This window comes from Allokutzneria sp. NRRL B-24872 (assembly GCF_002155965.1).
In the GTDB taxonomy this organism is placed as follows: Bacteria; Actinomycetota; Actinomycetes; order Mycobacteriales; family Pseudonocardiaceae; genus Allokutzneria.
The window spans coordinates 1-743 of the sequence record NZ_MUMH01000363.1; the positions used below are offsets into that span (position 1 = coordinate 1).

Consider the following 743-nt stretch of genomic DNA (forward strand, 5'->3'; position numbering starts at 1 on the left):
ATCGGCGAACCGGCCGAACTCCTGCTGCACGCCTTCGGCCGCGCCGAGGTTCGCCTGGAGTTCGAGGGCGAGCAGCGCGCCATCGCCGTGGTCAACGGCCTCAGCCGAGGCATCTAGTCCGGTGACCGGCCCGGGGAGCGAACTCACACGGAAAGTTGGTGTGCGTGAGCGCGACCGAGCGGAGGAAAGCGGGGCTCAGCGGCGTTTGGCGAAAGGCATTGCGGCAGTGCGCTCACCAGGGGCGGCGGNNCCGCCGCCCCAGGCCGCCCTTTCGGCCGTGTGCTCACCGCCATGGTCACCCCGTTCACCGAGACCGGGAAGCTCGACCTGGACGCGGCGCAGAAGCTCGCCGCACACCTCATCGAGTCGGGCAACGACGGGCTGGTGCTCAACGGCACCACCGGTGAGAGCCCGACGACCTCCGACGCCGAGAAGGCGGACCTCGTCCGCGCGGTGGTCGAGGCGGTCGGTGGCAGGGCGGCTGTGGTCGCGGGTGCGGGCACCAACGACACCGCGCACAGCGTGCAGCAGGCCATCGCCATGGAGAAGGCGGGCGCGCACGGGCTGCTGGTGGTCTCCCCCTACTACTCCCGGCCCGCGCAGACCGGGTTGCTCGCGCACTTCTCGGCCGTGGCCGACGCGACGTCGTTGCCGGTGATGCTCTACGACATCCCCGGCAGAACGGCGGTACCGATCGAAGTGGACACGCTCTGCGCGCTCGCCGAGCACCCGAACATCGTCGC

The 743-nt window shown here is 70.9% G+C and carries 1 protein-coding gene; it reads left to right on the forward strand.

The window, feature by feature from the left end; translation table 11 throughout:
- Positions 1 to 291: 291 nt before the first annotated feature.
- On the forward strand, positions 292 to 743 hold a 452-nt coding region (locus CCN37_RS38075; protein ID WP_210408411.1), incomplete at its 3' end, for a dihydrodipicolinate synthase family protein.